Source organism: Anabaena sp. UHCC 0451 (assembly GCF_034931405.1).
Lineage (GTDB): Bacteria > Cyanobacteriota > Cyanobacteriia > Cyanobacteriales > Nostocaceae > RDYJ01.
In genome coordinates this window covers 101962-120351 of record NZ_JAYGHA010000002.1, presented here as the reverse complement: position 1 = coordinate 120351, position 18390 = coordinate 101962, and the positions used below count along the sequence as shown (strand labels likewise).

General features: G+C 37.5%; 15 protein-coding genes and 1 pseudogene. 10 read left to right on the top strand and 6 right to left on the bottom strand.

Features of this window, described 5'->3' with window-relative positions; all coding sequences use genetic code 11:
* The 4 genes from VB694_RS02080 to VB694_RS02065 all read left to right on the top strand — a co-directional run.
* On the top strand, nucleotides 1–202 hold a 202-nt coding region (locus VB694_RS02080), incomplete at its 5' end, for a hypothetical protein (protein WP_323358653.1).
* Nucleotides 203–797: 595 nt separating this feature from the next.
* A complete protein-coding gene (locus VB694_RS02075) occupies nucleotides 798–1646 on the top strand; it encodes a DUF2382 domain-containing protein (protein ID WP_323358652.1) in 849 nt (282 codons plus the stop codon).
* Between the two features lie 379 nt (nucleotides 1647–2025).
* Nucleotides 2026–2934 (top strand): DUF2382 domain-containing protein, encoded by a 909-nt coding sequence (locus VB694_RS02070; RefSeq protein WP_323358651.1) that lies wholly within the window; start codon nucleotides 2026–2028, stop codon nucleotides 2932–2934.
* A 68-nt stretch (nucleotides 2935–3002) separates the two neighbouring features.
* Complete coding sequence (locus tag VB694_RS02065; protein WP_323358650.1) at nucleotides 3003–3464, top strand: DUF2382 domain-containing protein; 462 nt, start codon at nucleotides 3003–3005, stop codon at nucleotides 3462–3464.
* A gap of 41 nt (nucleotides 3465–3505) precedes the next feature.
* Here VB694_RS02065 and VB694_RS02060 read toward each other — a convergent pair whose 3' ends face one another.
* Both VB694_RS02060 and VB694_RS02055 read right to left on the bottom strand, forming a co-directional pair.
* Nucleotides 3506–4687, bottom strand: a complete 1182-nt coding sequence (locus VB694_RS02060) for an MFS transporter (protein WP_323358649.1) — start codon at nucleotides 4685–4687, stop codon at nucleotides 3506–3508.
* A 163-nt stretch (nucleotides 4688–4850) separates the two neighbouring features.
* Nucleotides 4851–6167, bottom strand: a complete 1317-nt coding sequence (locus VB694_RS02055; protein ID WP_323358648.1) for a proton extrusion protein PcxA — start codon at nucleotides 6165–6167, stop codon at nucleotides 4851–4853.
* An 87-nt stretch (nucleotides 6168–6254) separates the two neighbouring features.
* Here VB694_RS02055 and VB694_RS02050 point away from each other — a divergent pair, with 87 nt between their 5' ends.
* Nucleotides 6255–8405: a recombinase family protein gene (locus tag VB694_RS02050; protein ID WP_323358647.1), complete on the top strand. Its 2151-nt coding sequence runs from the start codon at nucleotides 6255–6257 to the stop codon at nucleotides 8403–8405.
* A gap of 460 nt (nucleotides 8406–8865) precedes the next feature.
* Here the strand turns inward: VB694_RS02050 and VB694_RS02045 are convergent, their stop codons facing one another.
* From VB694_RS02045 to priA, 4 genes are all read right to left on the bottom strand, one after another.
* Nucleotides 8866–9393: an NAD(P)H-quinone oxidoreductase subunit J gene (locus VB694_RS02045; RefSeq protein WP_323358646.1), complete on the bottom strand. Its 528-nt coding sequence runs from the start codon at nucleotides 9391–9393 to the stop codon at nucleotides 8866–8868.
* A complete protein-coding gene (gene ndhK, locus VB694_RS02040) occupies nucleotides 9386–10120 on the bottom strand; it encodes a photosynthetic/respiratory NAD(P)H-quinone oxidoreductase subunit K (RefSeq protein WP_323358645.1) in 735 nt (244 codons plus the stop codon). The genes VB694_RS02045 and ndhK overlap by 8 nt, the downstream gene beginning before the upstream one ends.
* Complete coding sequence (ndhC, locus tag VB694_RS02035; RefSeq protein WP_323358644.1) at nucleotides 10111–10473, bottom strand: photosynthetic/respiratory NAD(P)H-quinone oxidoreductase subunit C; 363 nt, start codon at nucleotides 10471–10473, stop codon at nucleotides 10111–10113. The genes ndhK and ndhC overlap by 10 nt, the downstream gene beginning before the upstream one ends.
* Nucleotides 10474–11118: 645 nt before the next feature.
* Nucleotides 11119–13638 carry a primosomal protein N' gene (priA, locus tag VB694_RS02030; protein ID WP_323358793.1) on the bottom strand — a complete coding sequence of 840 codons (2520 nt, stop codon included), beginning with the start codon at nucleotides 13636–13638 and terminating at the stop codon, nucleotides 11119–11121.
* A 739-nt stretch (nucleotides 13639–14377) separates the two neighbouring features.
* On the opposite strand from priA, the gene VB694_RS02025 reads away from it, so the two are divergent.
* The 5 genes and pseudogenes from VB694_RS02025 to VB694_RS02005 form a co-directional block, all read left to right on the top strand.
* Complete coding sequence (locus tag VB694_RS02025) at nucleotides 14378–15547, top strand: RpoD/SigA family RNA polymerase sigma factor (protein ID WP_323358643.1); 1170 nt, start codon at nucleotides 14378–14380, stop codon at nucleotides 15545–15547.
* Between the two features lie 86 nt (nucleotides 15548–15633).
* Nucleotides 15634–16125, top strand: a complete 492-nt coding sequence (locus VB694_RS02020) for a GNAT family N-acetyltransferase (protein WP_323358642.1) — start codon at nucleotides 15634–15636, stop codon at nucleotides 16123–16125.
* A 377-nt stretch (nucleotides 16126–16502) separates the two neighbouring features.
* Complete coding sequence (gene petJ, locus VB694_RS02015; RefSeq protein ID WP_323358641.1) at nucleotides 16503–16841, top strand: cytochrome c6 PetJ; 339 nt, start codon at nucleotides 16503–16505, stop codon at nucleotides 16839–16841.
* A 324-nt stretch (nucleotides 16842–17165) separates the two neighbouring features.
* Nucleotides 17166–17504 carry a cytochrome c6 PetJ gene (gene petJ, locus VB694_RS02010; protein ID WP_323358640.1) on the top strand — a complete coding sequence of 113 codons (339 nt, stop codon included), beginning with the start codon at nucleotides 17166–17168 and terminating at the stop codon, nucleotides 17502–17504.
* A gap of 168 nt (nucleotides 17505–17672) precedes the next feature.
* Nucleotides 17673–18390: pseudogene (locus tag VB694_RS02005) on the top strand (energy transducer TonB); the annotation flags it as partial.

The window sequence follows — 18390 nt, the reverse complement described above, 5'->3', positions numbered from 1 at the left end:
GATTTTTTCAAAATTCAAATATGAGTCCTATATTACTACCGCTGCATACAAATTACCGCAACTACAAATTATTAAACTTGCAGTGAGAAATATGCCCACTTCTGGCACTCCTGAAGAACTACTTCATGCTGCTAAAATTGATGCTGATGCCATTATAGAAGCTGTAAAATCGCAAGTTAGGCAACTTGTTGGAGTATCTTAAAAATTCAGGACTTACGCAAAACAGAACGGAAGTAGGGGTAATTCATGAATTACCCCTACTACACAAGAATCAGGTTTTGAGTTCAATCTTGCGTAAGTCCTAAAATTGATGATTTAGAATGCAGGAACAAGTTCCTCGTTCCCAGTCTGAGACTGGGAATGCTATCAAGAGTCTCTGACTCGTTTGTAACATTTTAGTGATATTTATCAAGGCAGAGCCTTGAGAATTCATTACCATACAGAGCATGGGAAAGAGAAATATAGGAATCCGGTTTGGTTTCTGAATTTACTTGTGTAGGCAGGCAAAAGGCACTCATGCAAGAGGCAAAAGGGTTTTATAGAATTTAGGTGTACTGAGTTTTGTTCAAAAATCAAATAGTAGTCCTATATCTTCTTATCAATTAGTTTTTGATGGTATCTATCATTAGATATATTTCCATCAGCAACATCACTACTAAATATTGCCTTAGATTTCACTCAAAGTATGAGATAGAAGCTATTGCATAGCTTACTGTAATTCAGTCATCAGCAGGAGGAAAAGTAGCTAACTTATTTCTAACATTGTGAATAGATATTCAATAAATTGGAAATAGGATATGCCTCTTTATAAATTGGAAGAATTTGATCCAAACTACCGGGAAACCTTTGGGGGAGATGATATTAAAAGTTTGCATCTCTATACCGAAGGAGGAACAGAAGTTGGTGCAGTTGCTGATGCTTTAGTTGATAAAAATGGCAGGTTTAGATATTTAGTTATTGATACAAGTTTAGATTCGGTGGGTAAGAAAATATTACTACCTATTGGACTAGCTCGCATCAATTATCCTGCTGGATGTGCCTATGTAGACGGACTTAGTAAACAACAAGTAGAACATTTACCTGAATACCAAGAAAATATCATTCTTGATCATGAGTTTGAAGAAAATGTCAGAAAAGTTTATCGTTCTACCCTTGGTACTGATACTGTAACTTCTGATAGCGAAACTTACACCTACGAACAAGAACCAAATTTATATGGTTTAAATGAGCAATATCATCAAACTCTCAGACTTTATGAAGAACGTTTAATTGCTAATAAACATCGTGTAAAAACGGGAGAAGTAGCAGTTGGTAAACATATTGAAACTGAAATTGCCAGGGTTACAGTACCTATTCAAAAAGAACGTGTTGTCATTGATAGAGTTCAACCTTCAGATAGAGGTTCAATGGTAGATGCCGATGAAGTTAAATTTCAAGAAGGGGAAGTAGCACACATAGATGTTTATCAAGAAACTCCAGAAATTCATAAAGAAGCCTTTGTTCGTGAAGAAGTAAGAGTTAGAAAAGTGGTAGAGCGAGATATTGTGGAAGCGCAAGATACGATTCGCCGAGAAGAATTAGATATTGATACTTCCGGTGATTTAAATGTCAAAGAAAATAGCGTAGAAATTAATGAACCTGCTTGAATTATGGATCAATAATCCTAATTTTCCTAAATTTAAGCATAACTTAGCATAAGTTTGTGGTTAGCTATGAATGTTAACTACAAACTCTCCGCATAATTTGTGATGACAATGACAATATTTTGTTTAAACCACGTCTACTTTGAAACCCATAGTTTTTTCTTAATCGGGTTTTGTTCCTAAATCCTATACTCTTCCCTGTTCCCTGTTCCCTGTTCCCTTTTGAAAAACTTCAGTTCTCAACTTGGACGAGGTTTAGTTACATCTCTGACTTTTGATAATAAAACTATCCGGTAATTCATACGGAAGAAAGAGGAAAATAGCAGCATAAAAAATTATGCTTGAAAGTAAGAAATACTATAATATGTTGAGGAAAAAGATAATGGTTTTGTACAAATTGGAAGATTTTGATCCTCAGTATCGCAATAGTTTTGAAGGTAATGATATTAAAGGTTTAGGAGTATATACAGAAAGAACTGATGAAAAAATTGGTAGTGTCAATGATGTTTTAGTTGATGAAGAAGGACATTTTCGCTATTTAGTAGTTGAGTTAGGCTTCTGGATTTTTGGTAAAAAAGTTTTACTCCCTATTGGTCGCACTCGTATCGACTATAATAATGATCGCGTTTATGCTATTGGTTTAACAAGAGAACAAGCGGAAGAGTTACCTGAATTTAACGAACGTCTAACAACAGATTACGATTATGAAGAACGGGTACGCGGAGTATATCGTCAACCCGAACACCGTACTACACCTGTGGAAGCATCAGGTCAGGTAGAATCACCGACACCCGTAGATTCCACAGCAGTCGCCACAACCTCTACAGATAGAACTAGACCAACTTATACCCCTGATACCTACCGCTACGAACAAGAACCGGAGTTATTTGGATTAAATGAAGGAGATCATCAAACTCTAAGACTGTATCAAGAACGGTTGATTGCTAATAAACATCGCCGCAAAATGGGTGAAGTATCTGTTGGGAAACACGTGGAAACTGAAACTGCACGAGTATCAGTACCAGTAGAAAAAGAACACGTTGTTATTGAACGTGTCACTCCTAAAGATGCTGGTAGAGCAGTTTCTAGCAGTGAAGCGGACTTCCATGAAGGTGAAGTTACTCGCATGGAAATCTATGAAGAAACCCCAGAAGTTCGCAAAGAAGCCTTTGTTCGTGAAGAAGTGAAAGTCACAAAAGTCGTAGAGCAAGATACAGTTGAAACTCAAGACACCGTACGTCGGGAAGAGTTAGATATCAAGTCTCCTAATCTACCGATTGAAGAACGATAATTACTGATGATAACTAAGCCCGCACTGGCGGGCTAATATTCTATTACTACTGAAATAGTATTTATTTAATGAACCACAAAGACGATAAATACACAAAGGAAGAAAAAATTATTCCTCTCTTAGAAGAAAGATTGTTTGTGCATCATAGCAAACATAAGGTAGGAGAGGTAATTGTTCGCAAAGAAATTGAAATTCAAATGATCCAAGTTCCTGTGCGACGGGAAAAATTGATTGTTGAACAAATTAGTCCAGAACACCAACAACTAGTAGAAATTGATTTAGGCCAGGGAGAAATTTCTGGGATTGAGTTAATTAAAGAAAAACTAATAGAAGAAGTTAACACTTTGGACAATGAGTTAATTGTCAGTGGAAAGTTTAGTTCTCCAAAAATTGCTAGTTTACTTTTAAATGCGATCGCCTTAGAAAAAAATCATGGTAGTCAACAAGTCAAAATTGAGATCATCGTAGAAAATCAGTCCCAACAGCAAAAATATCAAGAATGGGTTAACCGCTGTTCTCTTACTTCTTAATTACAAGGTGGGCATTGTCCACCTTTTAAATTAACTGCAAATTAGGAATTATGTGGTGTATATCTTTGACGATTATATACGGCAAAACCTAACACTAAAAATGTTAACACTCCTGCTAAATACAAAGGATAACCATAAGTTATTGGCTGAGATTGATGTACAATCATTCCCGCAATTACAGGACCAATACCATTAGAAATACTTAAATAAGAAGCATTTAATCCTAAAGCAGTTCCCTGATCTTCCACTTTGGCATTGAGAGAAATTAAGGTGCTAATCATTGGTTGCACGAGCGAATTAAACAGTGAGAATAATATACTAACTGCGACAAAATAATTAATATTAGCCCAAATAGGCATTAATAAAAATGACAAACTCCGAAAAAATAAACCTAAAAATAATATCTTAACTATATCAAACTTACCTTTGAGGACAGAAATACCCCAAGTTTGCATAATTACTGCCAGCGTGCCAAAAGTTAAAAATAAAAGTGTTAAAGATTGACTATTTTGACCCAAAACCTTGATAAAGTAAGGTTGAAAAGCGTAGGTAAACATTGTAAAAGTTGTTCCAGTCATGAAATTAATTAATAACAAAATTCCTACTCCTGGCATTGCTAAACCCTTAATTAAATTGCCTAAACCTAAATCAAAAATATTTTTGGGTTTTTGTGCTTGCTTTTGCAGAGTTTCTGGTAAAAAGAAAATTGTCATTAACAACGCCACAAATGCAACTGCACCAGAAGCTAAAAAAGCAGTTCCTAAAGAAATCTGCTGTGCTAACAAACTAGTAGCAGGTCCTAAAACAAAGCCTAATCCCATTGCTGCTCCATAAATGCCAAATGCCTCGGCGCGTTTTTGGGGAATGGTAATATCAGAAATAACTGCTTGAGCCACGGAAGCATTACCACCAGTGATACCATCTAAGAATCGGGCAAAAAATAGCAACCAAGCTACTGTGGCATTTCCTGCTATCAAATTAGCAATCACAGTACCAGCTAAACTAATAATTAGTAAAGGCTTACGCCCAAATCTATCAGACAGTTTACCAATAACAGGAGTAGCAAAAAACTGAGCTATAGAATAAATAGAGAATAATAAACTAGTTTGAAAATCGCTCAGACCAAATTGTTTACCGTAAAGATAGATAATGGGAATTAAAATTGTAAAACTCAGAGAGTTAACAAAGGCAATTAAAGCAGTAATCCAAAAATTACGATTCATGAATAATAAATAGCTAATAAGTAAGTTTTGACTTGATAGCTGCATTGAACTTTAGTCATACTACCATTGATTATGCTTTTATTTACTACTCATAAAATTTAGACTCCAGAAACTTGCAAAAAATAGACAGAAGGCAGAAAGTAGGAATTTACAAATTACGGATTTATTCATTCATATTATGGTAGGTAGCAACAGCGGAAGGAGAGATGCGATTCAAATAACGGAAAATCCAATATTTGAAAATTGTGTCTAAAATTACGGGAAATGTAGCAATGAACAAAAAGATAAAATCTCGATTTGCTGGTAAACCCCAATGACGTGAAATACCTTCTAAAATTACTTCCCAACCGTGAGGAGAGTGGAAGCCAACAAATACATCAGTGAATAATATGATAATAAATGCTTTGGCGCTATCACTCAAGCCATATACTACATGATCAAAGAAATCTTTCAGAACTGAGATAGAAGACTTGCTGATAATTAACAACCAGATAAAAGCAACTACAGAAAAAATATCTGCAAACACATTTTTAATGGCATTAGCACCAGCACGTTGAAACTCCTCTGCTACCTCCTGGGCTTTTTCTTGCATCTTGCTTTCTAAAACTTCAGGTGATAAAGGAGGTGCATTACTAATCAGATTTTCAAACTTGATTCTTTCTTCAAACCTTTGCAGTTCTAAAAGTCCTTCTTCCTCCATTTCTTCATTGATAAAAATCTGCTCTGGTTCTGAACTTCTAAAATGCTCAATTAATGGTCCGACTACTAAAGCCTTAGCTAGTTGATGAGTCAGAAGTGGGACAATTATTAATAATAAAATAAACCGCACAGAGATAATTGTTGTCTTTTGCGTTTGCCGAAAATTCTGCACTACGTCTTTTTCAGAATTGGGATCTAATTCCGCTTGGAGACGAGTAATCGTTGTTAAAATTGAACGAGGTAAAACACTCGTAGAATCAGCCTTTCTTTTGGGTTTAATTTCGTTATTTTTAACTGCTGATTTTGGTGTGATTGGTTGGCTAACAACTTGATTATCTGCTACAATTATAGATGGAGAAACTACATTATTTATCGAACTTGTTTCTAGCTCATTATCTGTATATTTGCCAATGACTTGATCAATAAATTCTAGCTTTTTTAAAACTAAACTAGGACTGGGATATTCTATCCCTGCTTTAGCTGCTGCTTGTTGCTTAGATTCATTTGAGAACCAACGGCTGGCTTTAAATTCTGTCAACCTCATCCGTACATTTTTTAATAATTTCTTTAAATCTGCCTGAAAATAATCCATGACACTACTACTGTACATAGCAGCATCAGGGCTGATTTTATTACCATTAAAATGCTTGTCTTCAATTTCCTTAATCTTTAATGCCGTTTGGTAAGCTTCTTCCAACGAACGTTCTGGTGTTAGTAAGTACCATCTGTAAGCAGCCAGCAAAAAAGGGTATATTTTTTGACTAAACACAGAATTTCTCATCCTCAATGATCATCTAACATGATTTGGTGTTTCTTAAACTTAAGTTAACGCAGAAGTTATACTAACAAATCTATAAGGAGTATATTTGTGATTTCAGATTCTGTTTGGATTGTTGGTACTAGTCGCAGCGGTAAAACTACTCGTTTAGCCCAACAATTTTGTGATTGTGTCCAAAACATTGGCAACCAACATATAGAGTCATTTTATACGAAAAATCAAAATAGTAAAAAAACGCCAAGCGCAATCAAAACTGCAAATCTTCTGCCTACAGAACCTGGAGTTTTAGTTTTAGCATCTAATGATGATAATCGCCGATTATTAACCGATAAAATTGTGACTTTGACTTCAGGAAAATACCCAATTCGGGCTAAAACAACCTTGGGGTTTATTCAAGATGAAGTTATTTTGTTTTGGCCGTTAATAATTGAATCTTTACAGATTAAAGCACAATTTCCGGTAAGATTGCGCCCAGAAACTGAGCAAGAATTAGCCACAAAACTTTGGAATTTTCAACTAGATGATGAAACTTTGCGACGTGCAGGAGTGAATGAATATCGCTTAGTGAGGCGGATATTAGACTTATGGCAACTAGCAGCTTATAGTGGTACATCTTGTGAAGATATTACTAAGATTTTACAAAAAGGTTTTCAAGAAAATACTGGTAATTTAGAACCAGAATTTTTAAGTTCTTTATTGCTAAATTGGCGAAATTGGTGTTTAGAAAGAGGTTTATTAACTTATGGTTTGATTACCGAACTCTACCACAAAAATTTATTAACTAATAGTAATTATCAGCAAAACTTAAAGCACCGTTATCAGATGATAATAGCCGATGATGTAGATGATTATCCAGCAATAGCTTATAACTTGTTTGAATTTCTGTTAGATGCTGGTACAGTGGCAGCATTTAGTTATAATCCTGATGGTTGTGTGCGTTGGGGTTTGGGTGCAGATCCTCAATATTTAGAAAGATTAGCCAAACGTTGTCAGGTAGAAAAATTAGTAAGTCTAAAAGTAGATAATTTAGCTGATCAACTAGCTAAACCGATGATAGAATTAGTTACAGAAGCAATGACAATATTGAGTTTACCAAAGTCGGTAAATTGTATCAAAACTAGTTCTCGCGCCCAACTTTTGCGTCAAACAACAGATGTGATAATTGATGGGATTAAATCGGGAAAAATAGAACCAGAAGAAATCGCAATTATCGCTCCTGGTTTAGATGCGATCGCCCGTTATACTTTTATAGAAATATTAACTAAGCAAAATATCCCCGTAGAATCTCTGAATGAACAACTTTCCTTAATTAGTTCACCTGCTGTCAGAGCATTACTAACCTTACTGACTTTAGTTTATCCTGGTTTGGGGCGATTAGTAGACCGAGATGAAGTTGCAGAAATGTTAGTAGTTTTAAGTCAGGGTAACATCAATAATGGAGAAAAAATTGATCCAGTCCGTGCTGCTTTAATAGCAGATAATTGTTTTGTACCTCATCCAGAACATCCACATTTATTAGCAATCAAAACCTTTGAACGCTGGGATAGAATTGGTTATACTGCCACTAAAGCTTATAGTGAAATATTAGATTGGATTGAAAAAGAAAAATTAGAACTTCAACAAAGTCTTCTTCTTGCACCAGTTTTTCTTTTATACAAAGCAATTCAAAACTTTTTGTATAAAGATAATCAGCCCCCATTTCAAACATTAGCAGCATTACGAGAATTACTAGAAACTGCTCAACATTATTGGGAAATAGATACGAGGTTAAGACAAACAGATTCTATCTTACTTTTGCTACACACTCAGCAAACAATGACCACCACCATTGCCGAATTTATTCAACTCTTGAAACGTGGTACAATTACCGCTAACCCCTACCCTATCCGTCCCATTGGGAATGCTAAAAAAGCCGTGACATTAGCGACCGTCTTTCAATATCGTGCTAGTCATAAATATCATCGTTGGCATTTTTGGCTGGATGCAGGTTCACCCCTCTGGGCTAAAGGTGGTGCAGCCACTTTATATGGTGCTACTTTATTCTTAAAAGATAGATTAGGAGAACCTTGGACAGCAGCAGATGAACAAGAAGCAGAAACGCAAAGATTACGCCGAATTATAGCAGATTTACTAGCGCGTGTTTCTGAGAGAGTTTATTTATGTCACAGTGATTTAGCTGTCAATGGACAAGAACAAATGGGTCCATTATTAAATTTGGTTCATTCTTGTGATGGTATGTAAAATTAAAAATTTAAAGTTTAAATTCGTAGGGTGCGTTATGTTGTTAGTAACGCACCATTGATATTTTTGAAAAATACTCTTAATATTTAGCACAGATAGAATTTTTTATTTACTTCCAAAATTTTTAATCCCACATCAATTCTATTACGACACCACTTTGCATTTTCTGAAGACCATTTTAAATCCTGAACAAGATATTGCTCAATTAACTCAGTATAATTTGCCTAGAGTTTAAACTTTCTCATCTAATCTAAAATATATCTCAAAAACTTTGCGCCTTTGCTCCTTAGCGTCTACCCTGCGGGATCTCCTGACGGAGATTGCGCGAAACAAAATTATAACAATAATAAACCGTTAATTAACCCTCACGTCTCTGCGTCCTCTGCGCCTCTGCGGTTCGTTTAAAAAAACAATACCCCTCTCCGCCATCGGAAAGGGGTAAATCACAGATTAGCACTAGCTAATAAGCATCTTGCAACTCATAAAAATCAGGCGAGATGTAATCCTTACGCAAAGGCCAACCTACCCAATCTTCCGGCATCAAAATCCGCTTCAGATTAGGATGACCCTCATAGATAATACCGAGCATATCGTAAGACTCACGTTCTTGCCAGTCCGCAGTTTTCCAAATCCAGTAAACTGAAGGCACAGTAGGGTTTTCTCTAGGTAAGAACACCTTCACCCGCACTTCTTCAGGTTTATCAGCATTATCACTTACCTTTACCAAGTGATAAACACTTACCAACTCTTCTCCAGGACCTAAGTCAATACCGCCCTGAAACTGGAGATAATTAAACCCGTAAGCGTATAAAGCTGTAGCAGTAGGCAGCAAAAAATCTGCATCTACCTTAATAATCTCTACCCCGTTAGCATCTGGGGACAAAGATTCATGATCAAAGCCATTTTCAGTTAACCACTGAGAAACCTGACCCGCTGGAACTATAGACTCTTCCGCAGCGGGAACTATTTGAGATTCTTCATCAGCCACGCTTTTCTTCCTCCTTTGTCTTGGATGTCAGCAGCGCCGGGGGTACAGGCATACCAATTGCTTCCGTTAATTCCTTTGGTGGGTTAAAGCGGGTATCTGACTGCATATACTTACCAGTTAAAATTTCTGGTACGGGCTTCATACTGTGAGTTGTACTGTAATAGCGATGGGTTTGCTTGATTTGATCCCGTTCTTGCATCGAATCATTAGCGATTTTTTTCCGCAACTTAATAATTGCATCAATAATCGCTTCTGGACGGGGAGGACAACCAGGTAAATATACATCCACCGGAATCAGTTTATCAACTCCGCGCACCGCAGTGGGAGAGTCAACACTGAACATTCCCCCAGTAATTGTACAAGCACCCATGGCAATTACATACTTAGGTTCGGGCATTTGTTCATAAAGACGCACCAATTGAGGAGCCATCTTCATGGTAATTGTACCGGCAGTGATAATTAAATCAGCTTGACGGGGGCTGGAACGGGGAATTAGTCCAAAACGGTCAAAGTCAAAACGAGAGCCAATTAAAGCCGCAAATTCAATGAAGCAGCAAGCTGTACCAAACAGCAAAGGCCACAAACTAGAAAGCCTCGCCCAGTTATAGAGGTCATCAACGGTGGTTAAAATCACGTTTTCTGACAGTTCTTGAGTAACTGTAGGACGCTCCATCGGATTGATGATTTGCTCTTTATCCTGGGTGATTATATTAGAATTCAAGACCATTCCAATGCTCCTTTACGCCATGCGTAAACTAAGGCGATTACGAGAATCGCAATAAAAATCAACGCTTCAATAAACGCCAATAATCCCAAACGGTGAAAAGCTACCGCCCAAGGGTATAAGAAAACAGTCTCTACGTCAAAAACGACAAAGACTAATGCGAACATATAGTAACGAATGTTGAACTGAATCCAGGCTCCGCCAATGGGTTCCATACCGGATTCATAAGTGGTGCGCCGTTCTGGACTGTAGCTACTAGGTCTAAGAAGCTTGGACGCTGAGAGCGCCAGGGCTGGTACTAGGCTACAGAGGAGGAAGAAGCCTAGAAGATATTCGTAACCGCTAAGGACAAACACAATGGATATCTACCGCTGATGGTGGAAATAAGAAAGATCATCTTGTTTTACATTATATCTTTCCAGGCTTTCTGAAATATGATAAACAGATGCACTAATAAGCTGAAAATCCTATAATTTGTATACAATTCTTTAATGTAACTCTTGTGGGGTGGGCATCCTGCCCGCTATCGGTGTGCAAATTAAAAGCGCGACAGCTTACTTACTGGTTATAGTGATACCTTCGGTAATCTACGCGTTAGCGAAGCTCACCTAATGTATCGCTCCTCTTCAAATTCTCAAATAAGATAAGTAGGTAGGGTTTGCTGAGAAAGTCTTTCCGTGAGGGCAGGGAACAGGGAACAGTTTCAAGAGTTGGATGGGAGCGATTTTTCCTTTGAGTAGCAATTAAATGCAAGGTTTTTAAGTTTCCACCTCGTAAAAGCTTGCACTTTTTTTTACTTGAAAACGGCTTAAACCCTTTACCCGTAATCTTTTCATGTTTATTCAGCAAGCCCTAAGTAGGCGTTGAAAATTGTCGTTATGGCAAAGCAAGAGGCAAAAGGTACTCATGCAAGAGGAAAGAGACTTTCAGCGATAGGTTATCACCCGAATGGTGATGCTTACAGTCCCGTTAAGGATACGCCCCTACAAGGGGAAAACAGATCACATAATATTAATGGGATCTACATCAATTGTTAAGCCGACGGAAGTAGGACAAAGCGCCCTAATTTCTCCCCAATCTGGTAAATTTGGTAGTGCGTCAGCAGTAAATTTCAGTAATATTTGCCAGCGATAACGGTTAGCTACTCGTAAAATACTAGCTGGTGCAGGTCCTAATATCTCAAATCCTTCTTGATCACTAAAATTTGTAGCTATGATTTGGGCTGTATTTTGCACTTGAATAGGATCAAGACTACTCAAACGCAATAATATTAATCTGCCATAGGGGGGATAATTAAGTGCTTCCCGTTGTTCTAATTCCGCATTACAAAAAGATTGATAATCATGAGTTTTCACGGCTTCAATAACTGGATGTTCTGGGGTATAGGTTTGGATAATTACTCTTCCTGGATCTTCTCCTCTTCCGGCTCTTCCGGCAACTTGGGTTAAGGTTTGAAATGTCCGTTCATTGGCGCGATAGTCTGATAAATGTAGTAAGCCATCAGCCGCAACTACACCTACAAGGGTAACTTGGGGTAAGTCTAAACCTTTGGTGAGCATTTGTGTTCCTATTAATAAATCTGCTTCGCCGTTTGCAAATTGAGTGAGAAGGTTTCGATGTGCGCCTTTGTTGCGGGTGGTGTCGCTATCAAAACGAATTAATTTGAGGTGAGGAAATTGTTTGTTAAGTTCTTGTGCTACTCGTTGCGTTCCGCTACCAAAAAATTTGAGGTAAGGGGAGCTACATTCGGGACAGTGGGGAGGATGCGATCGCCCATAATTACAATAATGACATCTTAATAATTCGGGCGCTCCTGCTTCTACATGATGATAAGCTAAGGAGACATCACAGTTTGGACATTCCAGCACATAACCACAACTGCGACAGGAGACAAAGGTGCTATGTCCGCGACGATGAATAAATAAAATTCCCTGCTGTTTTCTCTCTTTTAGCTCTTCTAGGGCTTCTTGTAGGGATCTACTAAATATAGAACGGTTTCCCGCTTGTAACTCTCGCCGCATATCAATTATTTCAACAGGTGGTAATGGACGGGAGTTGATACGTTCAGGAAGCGAAAGGTATTGGTGATTGGGTTGGTGGGGAGATGGGGAGGTGTTCTCTGCTTTTACAGAAACCCAACTTTCTAAGGATGGTGTAGCTGAACCTAAAATGAGAGGACAATTTTCTAATTCTGCACGCCATTGGGCGACGGTACGGGCGTGGTAGGTGGGGATAGGTGCATCTTGTTTAAAGCTGCTGTCGTGTTCTTCATCCAGGATGATTAAACCCAAGTTGGGTAAAGGAGAGAAAATGGCGCTGCGAGTTCCTATGACTACTTGAGGTTCTCCTGTGAACATTTGTCGCCAGGTGTCGTAGCGTTCCCCGTCAGAGAGGGCGCTGTGATAAACTTGGACTTTATTACCGAAACGGGCGCGAAATCTGTCTGTAAGTTGGGGTGTGAGTCCAATTTCTGGTACTAATACTAGGGCTGATTTTCCTTGTTTCAGTAAGGGGGCGATCGCTTGGAGATAAACTTCGGTTTTTCCTGAACCTGTCACCCCATGTAATAAAATTTGAGTAAATTCATTTAATGATTTGATGGTTTCTAAGGCGTTAGTTTGGGCTGCGGTTAATGATTTGGCTTGATCCCCAGCCATTAAGGGACTTTGTTCTCTGCGTAATATTTCCCGGTCTTCAATTACTACATAGCCTTTTTGTTCTAAGGCTTTCAAAATAGAGGTACTAGCACTGCAAGTTTGTAATAATTCATTTTGCCATAATTCTCCACCTTGTCGTTTTAGCACTTCGACAATTTCTTTTTGACGGAGTGTTAAATCTCGATCATTGTTATCTAATAATGTGACTGCTTTTTGTAGTTTGGGTTGATTTAGTCGTGGTGGTTCTAGGTAGTTTTCTGCTAATCCTAAACGGATTAATTCACGAGTTCCCCGATAGGCAGATTTAATTTTTTGTTGGATATAATGATAGCTATAGTCACCAGTGGGGGTTTTTTGCAGCAGTTCTAGAACTTGTTGCGCTATTGGTGACATGAAAACAGCAGTATTGATAGAGACATCTTGATTTTTTCCTAATGTTGTCAGACGCAAACGACGTTGCGATCGCCCTAATAATCCTGGTGGTAAAGCTATCCGAATTACTTGAATTAAGGGTGTATAGTAATAAGCGGCAATGCGATTGAGTAATTCCCAATAGGTACTAGGAAAAAATCCCCTGCTGACTACATCTTCTACTTCCCGAATTTTCTCTGTTGCTAAATCTGCGGGTGGTTGAGATAAAAAACGAATTGCGATCGCTCCAACCTGTTGTGTCCCAAAGGGAACAGTTAAAATATCACCTGGTTTGATTTCTAACTGTTCTGGTAATTTATATGTAAATAAATCTGAGCTTCCTGGGCAATCTACGAGGACTTCAATCCATCTATAACTTATTGTTTGCGAATAATATGATTGCTCTGGTTCAGCTACCAGTAGAGAAGATAAACTTACATCCTGAATATACATATTTTTGGCTTTTTTAATAGATATTTGCTCAACTACCTGGAGAAAATTTACCAAAGTCACTTATCTTGAAGTTCTTAGTTTACTACAGATAAACTGTACTTCGCAATACTTTTATCACTCATCATACTTGATAACTTTATTTATGTGTGATCTACCTGACAAATTAATTCCTACAGTATGGACAATAAATATTTGATGCTAACTACATAAATGAAGGTATCTTTGATATTAATGATCCGGTTTTTTATCTACTAAATAGGTAGTAGAGTTTTTCCACCTATCGATAGATATTCAAGAGTTTTTGGATGTGAGATGCTTTTATACAATCAAGATTGTCCGGATTTTAAGCTACTATTTTTGTAATTTGGATCATTTGGGAAGCTTTCAGTTTCCTGCTCTAAATCAAACAAAACTTCATGGAAATACATGAAAATTTAATGTATAGGTTCTTTAGATGGAATTTTTATATTTGTTAACTGCGAGAATGTTTGAGGGGGGTTTGACATATTTGGTGATTAAGAAAAAAATTAGGAATATGTCTGCTGGTAGTGGGAAAAGATGGTATTTTGGGTGCAAAGAGAATATAAATTGTATCTAAATGTAACCAAAAAAGACGGCAGATACAGATTTTCATTCCGAATTAGGAATTTTCAAGAAGATTGTATTTAGCTGAGTATATGGGTGTATATGTCCTCTGGTAAAAACTAACAATTCTCAAACAAGCAGCTGTCACTAAATTATGTACCAAACAAAGCAACAATCCCAAAAGGAAACTATGAATCTTGCTGAATTGGGAACAATGGAAATACTGGATAACGCTGCGGATCATGAAGAACCATCACTTGATAGTTTAGAAGCAGTAGTATTTGAAGACTCTTCAATTGTGGAAAATTTGGAGTCTGAGGAAAGGGATGGGGATGAAATGGCAGCCGCCCGTCCTTCGGGCTACAATAAAACCGAACATGACGATGCTGTAGGCGCGTTTTTTAAAGAAATGGCGCGTTATCCCCTCCTCAAACCTGATGAAGAAGTAGAATTAGCGCGTAGAGTCAGGTTTTTAGAAGAAGTAAAAGACTTGCAAACAGCTTTAGAAGAAGAACTGGGATATCACCCCAGCAAAAGCGAAGTAGCTGCCAAGTTTGACTTAACGGAAAAACAACTGGAAAGTCGGTTGTATCAAGGTAGGGTAGCGAAGCGGAAAATGATTCGCTCGAACCTGAGATTAGTAGTATCTATTGCTAAACGATATCTTAACCGGGGAGTGCCTTTTCTAGATTTAATCCAAGAAGGAGCAATGGGTTTAAACCGAGCTACAGAAAAGTTTGATCCCGATAAAGGATATAAATTTTCAACCTATGCTTATTGGTGGATTAGACAGGCAATTACACGAGCGATCGCTAATGATGCCCGAACTATTCGTCTACCAATTCACATTGTTGAAAAACTTAACAAACTTAAGAAAGCCCAGCGAGAACTTAAGCAAAAACTGGCTCGCAACCCCTCGGAAGCGGAAATGGCAGAATATTTGGAAATTAGCGTCCAACAACTGCGTCAACTCCAACAACTACGTCGTCAAGCATTATCCCTCAACCACCGCGTCGGTAAAGAAGAAGACACGGAATTAATGGATTTGCTAGAAGACGAAGATAACCAATCTCCAGAAGCAAAAATGAATGAAAACATGATGCGTCAGGAGATTTGGGAAGTTTTGGGAGATGTACTCACTCCCAGGGAAAAAGATGTAATTTCTTTACGCTATGGGTTGACAACTAGCGAACCCTGCACCTTGGAAGAAGTTGGGAATATGTTCAACCTTTCCCGTGAACGAGTGCGCCAAATTCAAAGTAAAGCTATGCGAAAATTACGCCGTCCCCATATCGCTAAACGTTTAAAAGGTTGGTTAATTTAAGTCATTGGTCATTAGTCATTGGTCATTAGTTAAGAAACTTTATATACTTAGCTATAAACTATTTATGGAATGTGGACTAAAGACTAATGACTTTTCATAACGATTTAATTGTGCGTTTTGCTAAACCGAGTGATAGTGCTGTATTGTTTGAATTAATTCAGGGATTAGCAGAATATGAAAAATTATCTGATGCTGTCACTGGTAACGCGCAAGCGTTAAAAGATCATCTATTTAGTGAACCAAAATATATAGAGGCAATTCTAGCGGAAGTCTCAGGTAAGGTTGTGGGATTTGCTTTATTTTTTCACAATTATTCTACCTTTCTTACCAAACCAGGAATTTATTTAGAAGATTTATTTGTTTTACCAGAATATCGCCGTCAAGGTATTGGTAAAGCACTGCTGACTAAATTAGCAAAAATAGCTCTAGAGCGTCATTGTGGACGCTTAGAATGGAGTGTTTTAGATTGGAATGTTTCCGCACAAAAATTTTATCGCAGCATGGGAGCAGATATTTTAGAAGATTGGCGGATTTGTCGTGTCAGTGAAGCAGCAATAACTGAGTTAGCAAATCAATAGAAATTTGTGCAAACAGAGATCCCCGACTTCTAAAATCTGTTGATAATTTATTGTTATGATCAAAGAAGAAGTTAGGGATCTCATCATCAGGATTTATTTATACATATATCTCCCATTTTTTAACCCTGAATCATTACCATTTTTCTCATATTTAACTTTGAAGTTATTGTTAAAATAACTGGAATTTATTTTTTATATTTTAGGCTAAAAAAATTTAACATTTCCCCCAAACCACTGCTAGAAAAAGCCTTCAATCTATGATCCTTAATTATTAGGTTCAAGTTTTACAGTTTTTCTTTTGACTAATACAACACAATAAAAATAGACGCATGGAGTATCTTGCTCCTAATCAGTAATTGTTGTAGAGAGAACACAAAATGAAAAAGATAATTTCCATCTTACTGTTAGGCATTACTATCTTCACTTTTGCCTTCAGTAGTCCTGCTTTAGCTGCTGATGCGGCTGCTGGAAAAGCAGTATTCACAGCTAATTGTGCTTCTTGTCATGCAGGAGGTAAAAATTTAGTTAATGCTGCCAAAAGTTTGAGCAAAGAAGATTTGGAAGAGTACAATCTTTACTCAGAAGCTGCTATTATTGCTCAAGTTACAAATGGTAAGGGTGCTATGCCAGCTTTCAAAGATAGTTTAGCTTCTGACGAAATTGCCAATGTAGCTGCTTATGTAATGCAACAAGCGGAAGCTGGCTGGGCAAACTAAGGGCAAACTAAGTTTATCAGTCAGTTAAATAATTATAACTGAAAGGGTAACGACACAAATTCCCGACTTTTTTGGAGGTCGGGGATCTAATTGTTCAGTTATCTTAGTATTATTATCAATACTGAATAATGGGGGTCGCTGACTTCTTCCCTTTACATAATTTTACATTTTTGACAAACCCTTGATATCACAATCCATCAATCTTAACATCTCAATTATTTAGTCCAAGTTTGACAGCCTGTCATTTGACTAATGCAACAAAATCAAAAGAGAATTATGGAAGATATTACACCTAATCAGCGATTGTTGTAGAGAGAACACGAGATGAAAAAGATAATTTCTGTATTACTGCTAGGCATTACTATCTTCACTTTTGCCTTCAGTAGTCCTGCTTTAGCTGCTGATGCGGCTGCTGGAAAAGGAATATTTACAGCTAACTGTGCTTCTTGTCATGCAGGAGGTAAAAACTTAGTTAATGCTGCTAAAAGCTTGAAAAAAGCAGACTTGGAAAAGTACGGTATGTATTCAGCAGAGGCAATTATTGCTCAAGTTACAAATGGTAAAAATGCTATGCCCGCCTTCCAAGGTCGTTTAAAACTCGATCAGGCTCAAGATGTAGCTGCTTACGTATTGGAACAAGCAGAAGCTGGCTGGAAGAAATAAGCTGATATCTGACTTGTTCAATTAATAATTGGCGGGGCAAAAAGTCCCGCTAATTTTTTACGTAACATTTGTCAGATGCAATCATTGCTAATTCTTAATTGGCTCAAAATTGTCAATTTTGCTATATTCTAGTAAAGTAACTAATTTATCATAATTAATAGTAAAATTATGGGGTTATCGAACGTCGCTGTAGAACAACGAGAAAAAGAGGCTAAAGCACTCAAATCTTTTCTACTCTACAGTTCCATTGTTTCATTATTATTGCATATTTGTATTCTGGCTTTAGGTATTAGCAGATTTCTACAAAAAGTTCCTGAAACCAAAGATCAACCAATTGAAATTACAATTATTGAAACTGTACCCCAAAAAGTAGTAACCAAACTACAAGAAATACAAAAATCCCAACTAAAGATAAATTCTGGTGGTGGTACTCTCGGTGGTGGTAATAACGAAGGTAACCGTTTTGTTTCAGCAGAAACCTCCATCAGCGTGACTAACCCTTCTACTGCACCTGTAGTTAAACAACGCCCACCGAAAAATTCTCATAACTTTGTAGTCAAACAACTCCAGACGCGAACTATTCCTGAACCTGCGATAACACCACCTACAGAAAAAACTACCCCCATAGAAAAAATTACTCCTGAACCGACGACAACGCCACTGTTAGAAAAAACTACCCCCATAGAAAAATTCAGTGAAAAATTAGAGACACCAGCAACTACTCAACCCACGCCGGATCAAACTGTAATACAGAACACAAAACTTTCAAATGTTGAAGCGCCAAAGTCAACAACTCCAGTAAGTGTAAGTTCCAACAATATTTCCAAAACGTCACTTAGTGGAAATACTTCTAGTAATTTAAGTAGTCGTTTAAGAAATACTTACA

What these genes read in the sequence shown, in the direction of transcription:
- VB694_RS02075 (WP_323358652.1), top strand. Translation starts at nt 798, where the DNA reads ATGCCTCTTTATAAATTGGAAGAATTTGATCCAAACTACCGGGAAACC.
- VB694_RS02070 (WP_323358651.1), top strand. Translation starts at nt 2,026, where the DNA reads ATGGTTTTGTACAAATTGGAAGATTTTGATCCTCAGTATCGCAATAGT.
- VB694_RS02065 (WP_323358650.1), top strand. Translation starts at nt 3,003, where the DNA reads ATGAACCACAAAGACGATAAATACACAAAGGAAGAAAAAATTATTCCT.
- VB694_RS02060 (WP_323358649.1), bottom strand. Translation starts at nt 4,687, where the DNA reads ATGAATCGTAATTTTTGGATTACTGCTTTAATTGCCTTTGTTAACTCT.
- VB694_RS02055 (WP_323358648.1), bottom strand. Translation starts at nt 6,167, where the DNA reads ATGAGAAATTCTGTGTTTAGTCAAAAAATATACCCTTTTTTGCTGGCT.
- ndhK (WP_323358645.1), bottom strand. Translation starts at nt 10,120, where the DNA reads ATGGTCTTGAATTCTAATATAATCACCCAGGATAAAGAGCAAATCATC.
- priA (WP_323358793.1), bottom strand. Translation starts at nt 13,638, where the DNA reads ATGTATATTCAGGATGTAAGTTTATCTTCTCTACTGGTAGCTGAACCA.
- VB694_RS02025 (WP_323358643.1), top strand. Translation starts at nt 14,378, where the DNA reads ATGTACCAAACAAAGCAACAATCCCAAAAGGAAACTATGAATCTTGCT.
- VB694_RS02020 (WP_323358642.1), top strand. Translation starts at nt 15,634, where the DNA reads ATGACTTTTCATAACGATTTAATTGTGCGTTTTGCTAAACCGAGTGAT.
- petJ (WP_323358641.1), top strand. Translation starts at nt 16,503, where the DNA reads ATGAAAAAGATAATTTCCATCTTACTGTTAGGCATTACTATCTTCACT.
- petJ (WP_323358640.1), top strand. Translation starts at nt 17,166, where the DNA reads ATGAAAAAGATAATTTCTGTATTACTGCTAGGCATTACTATCTTCACT.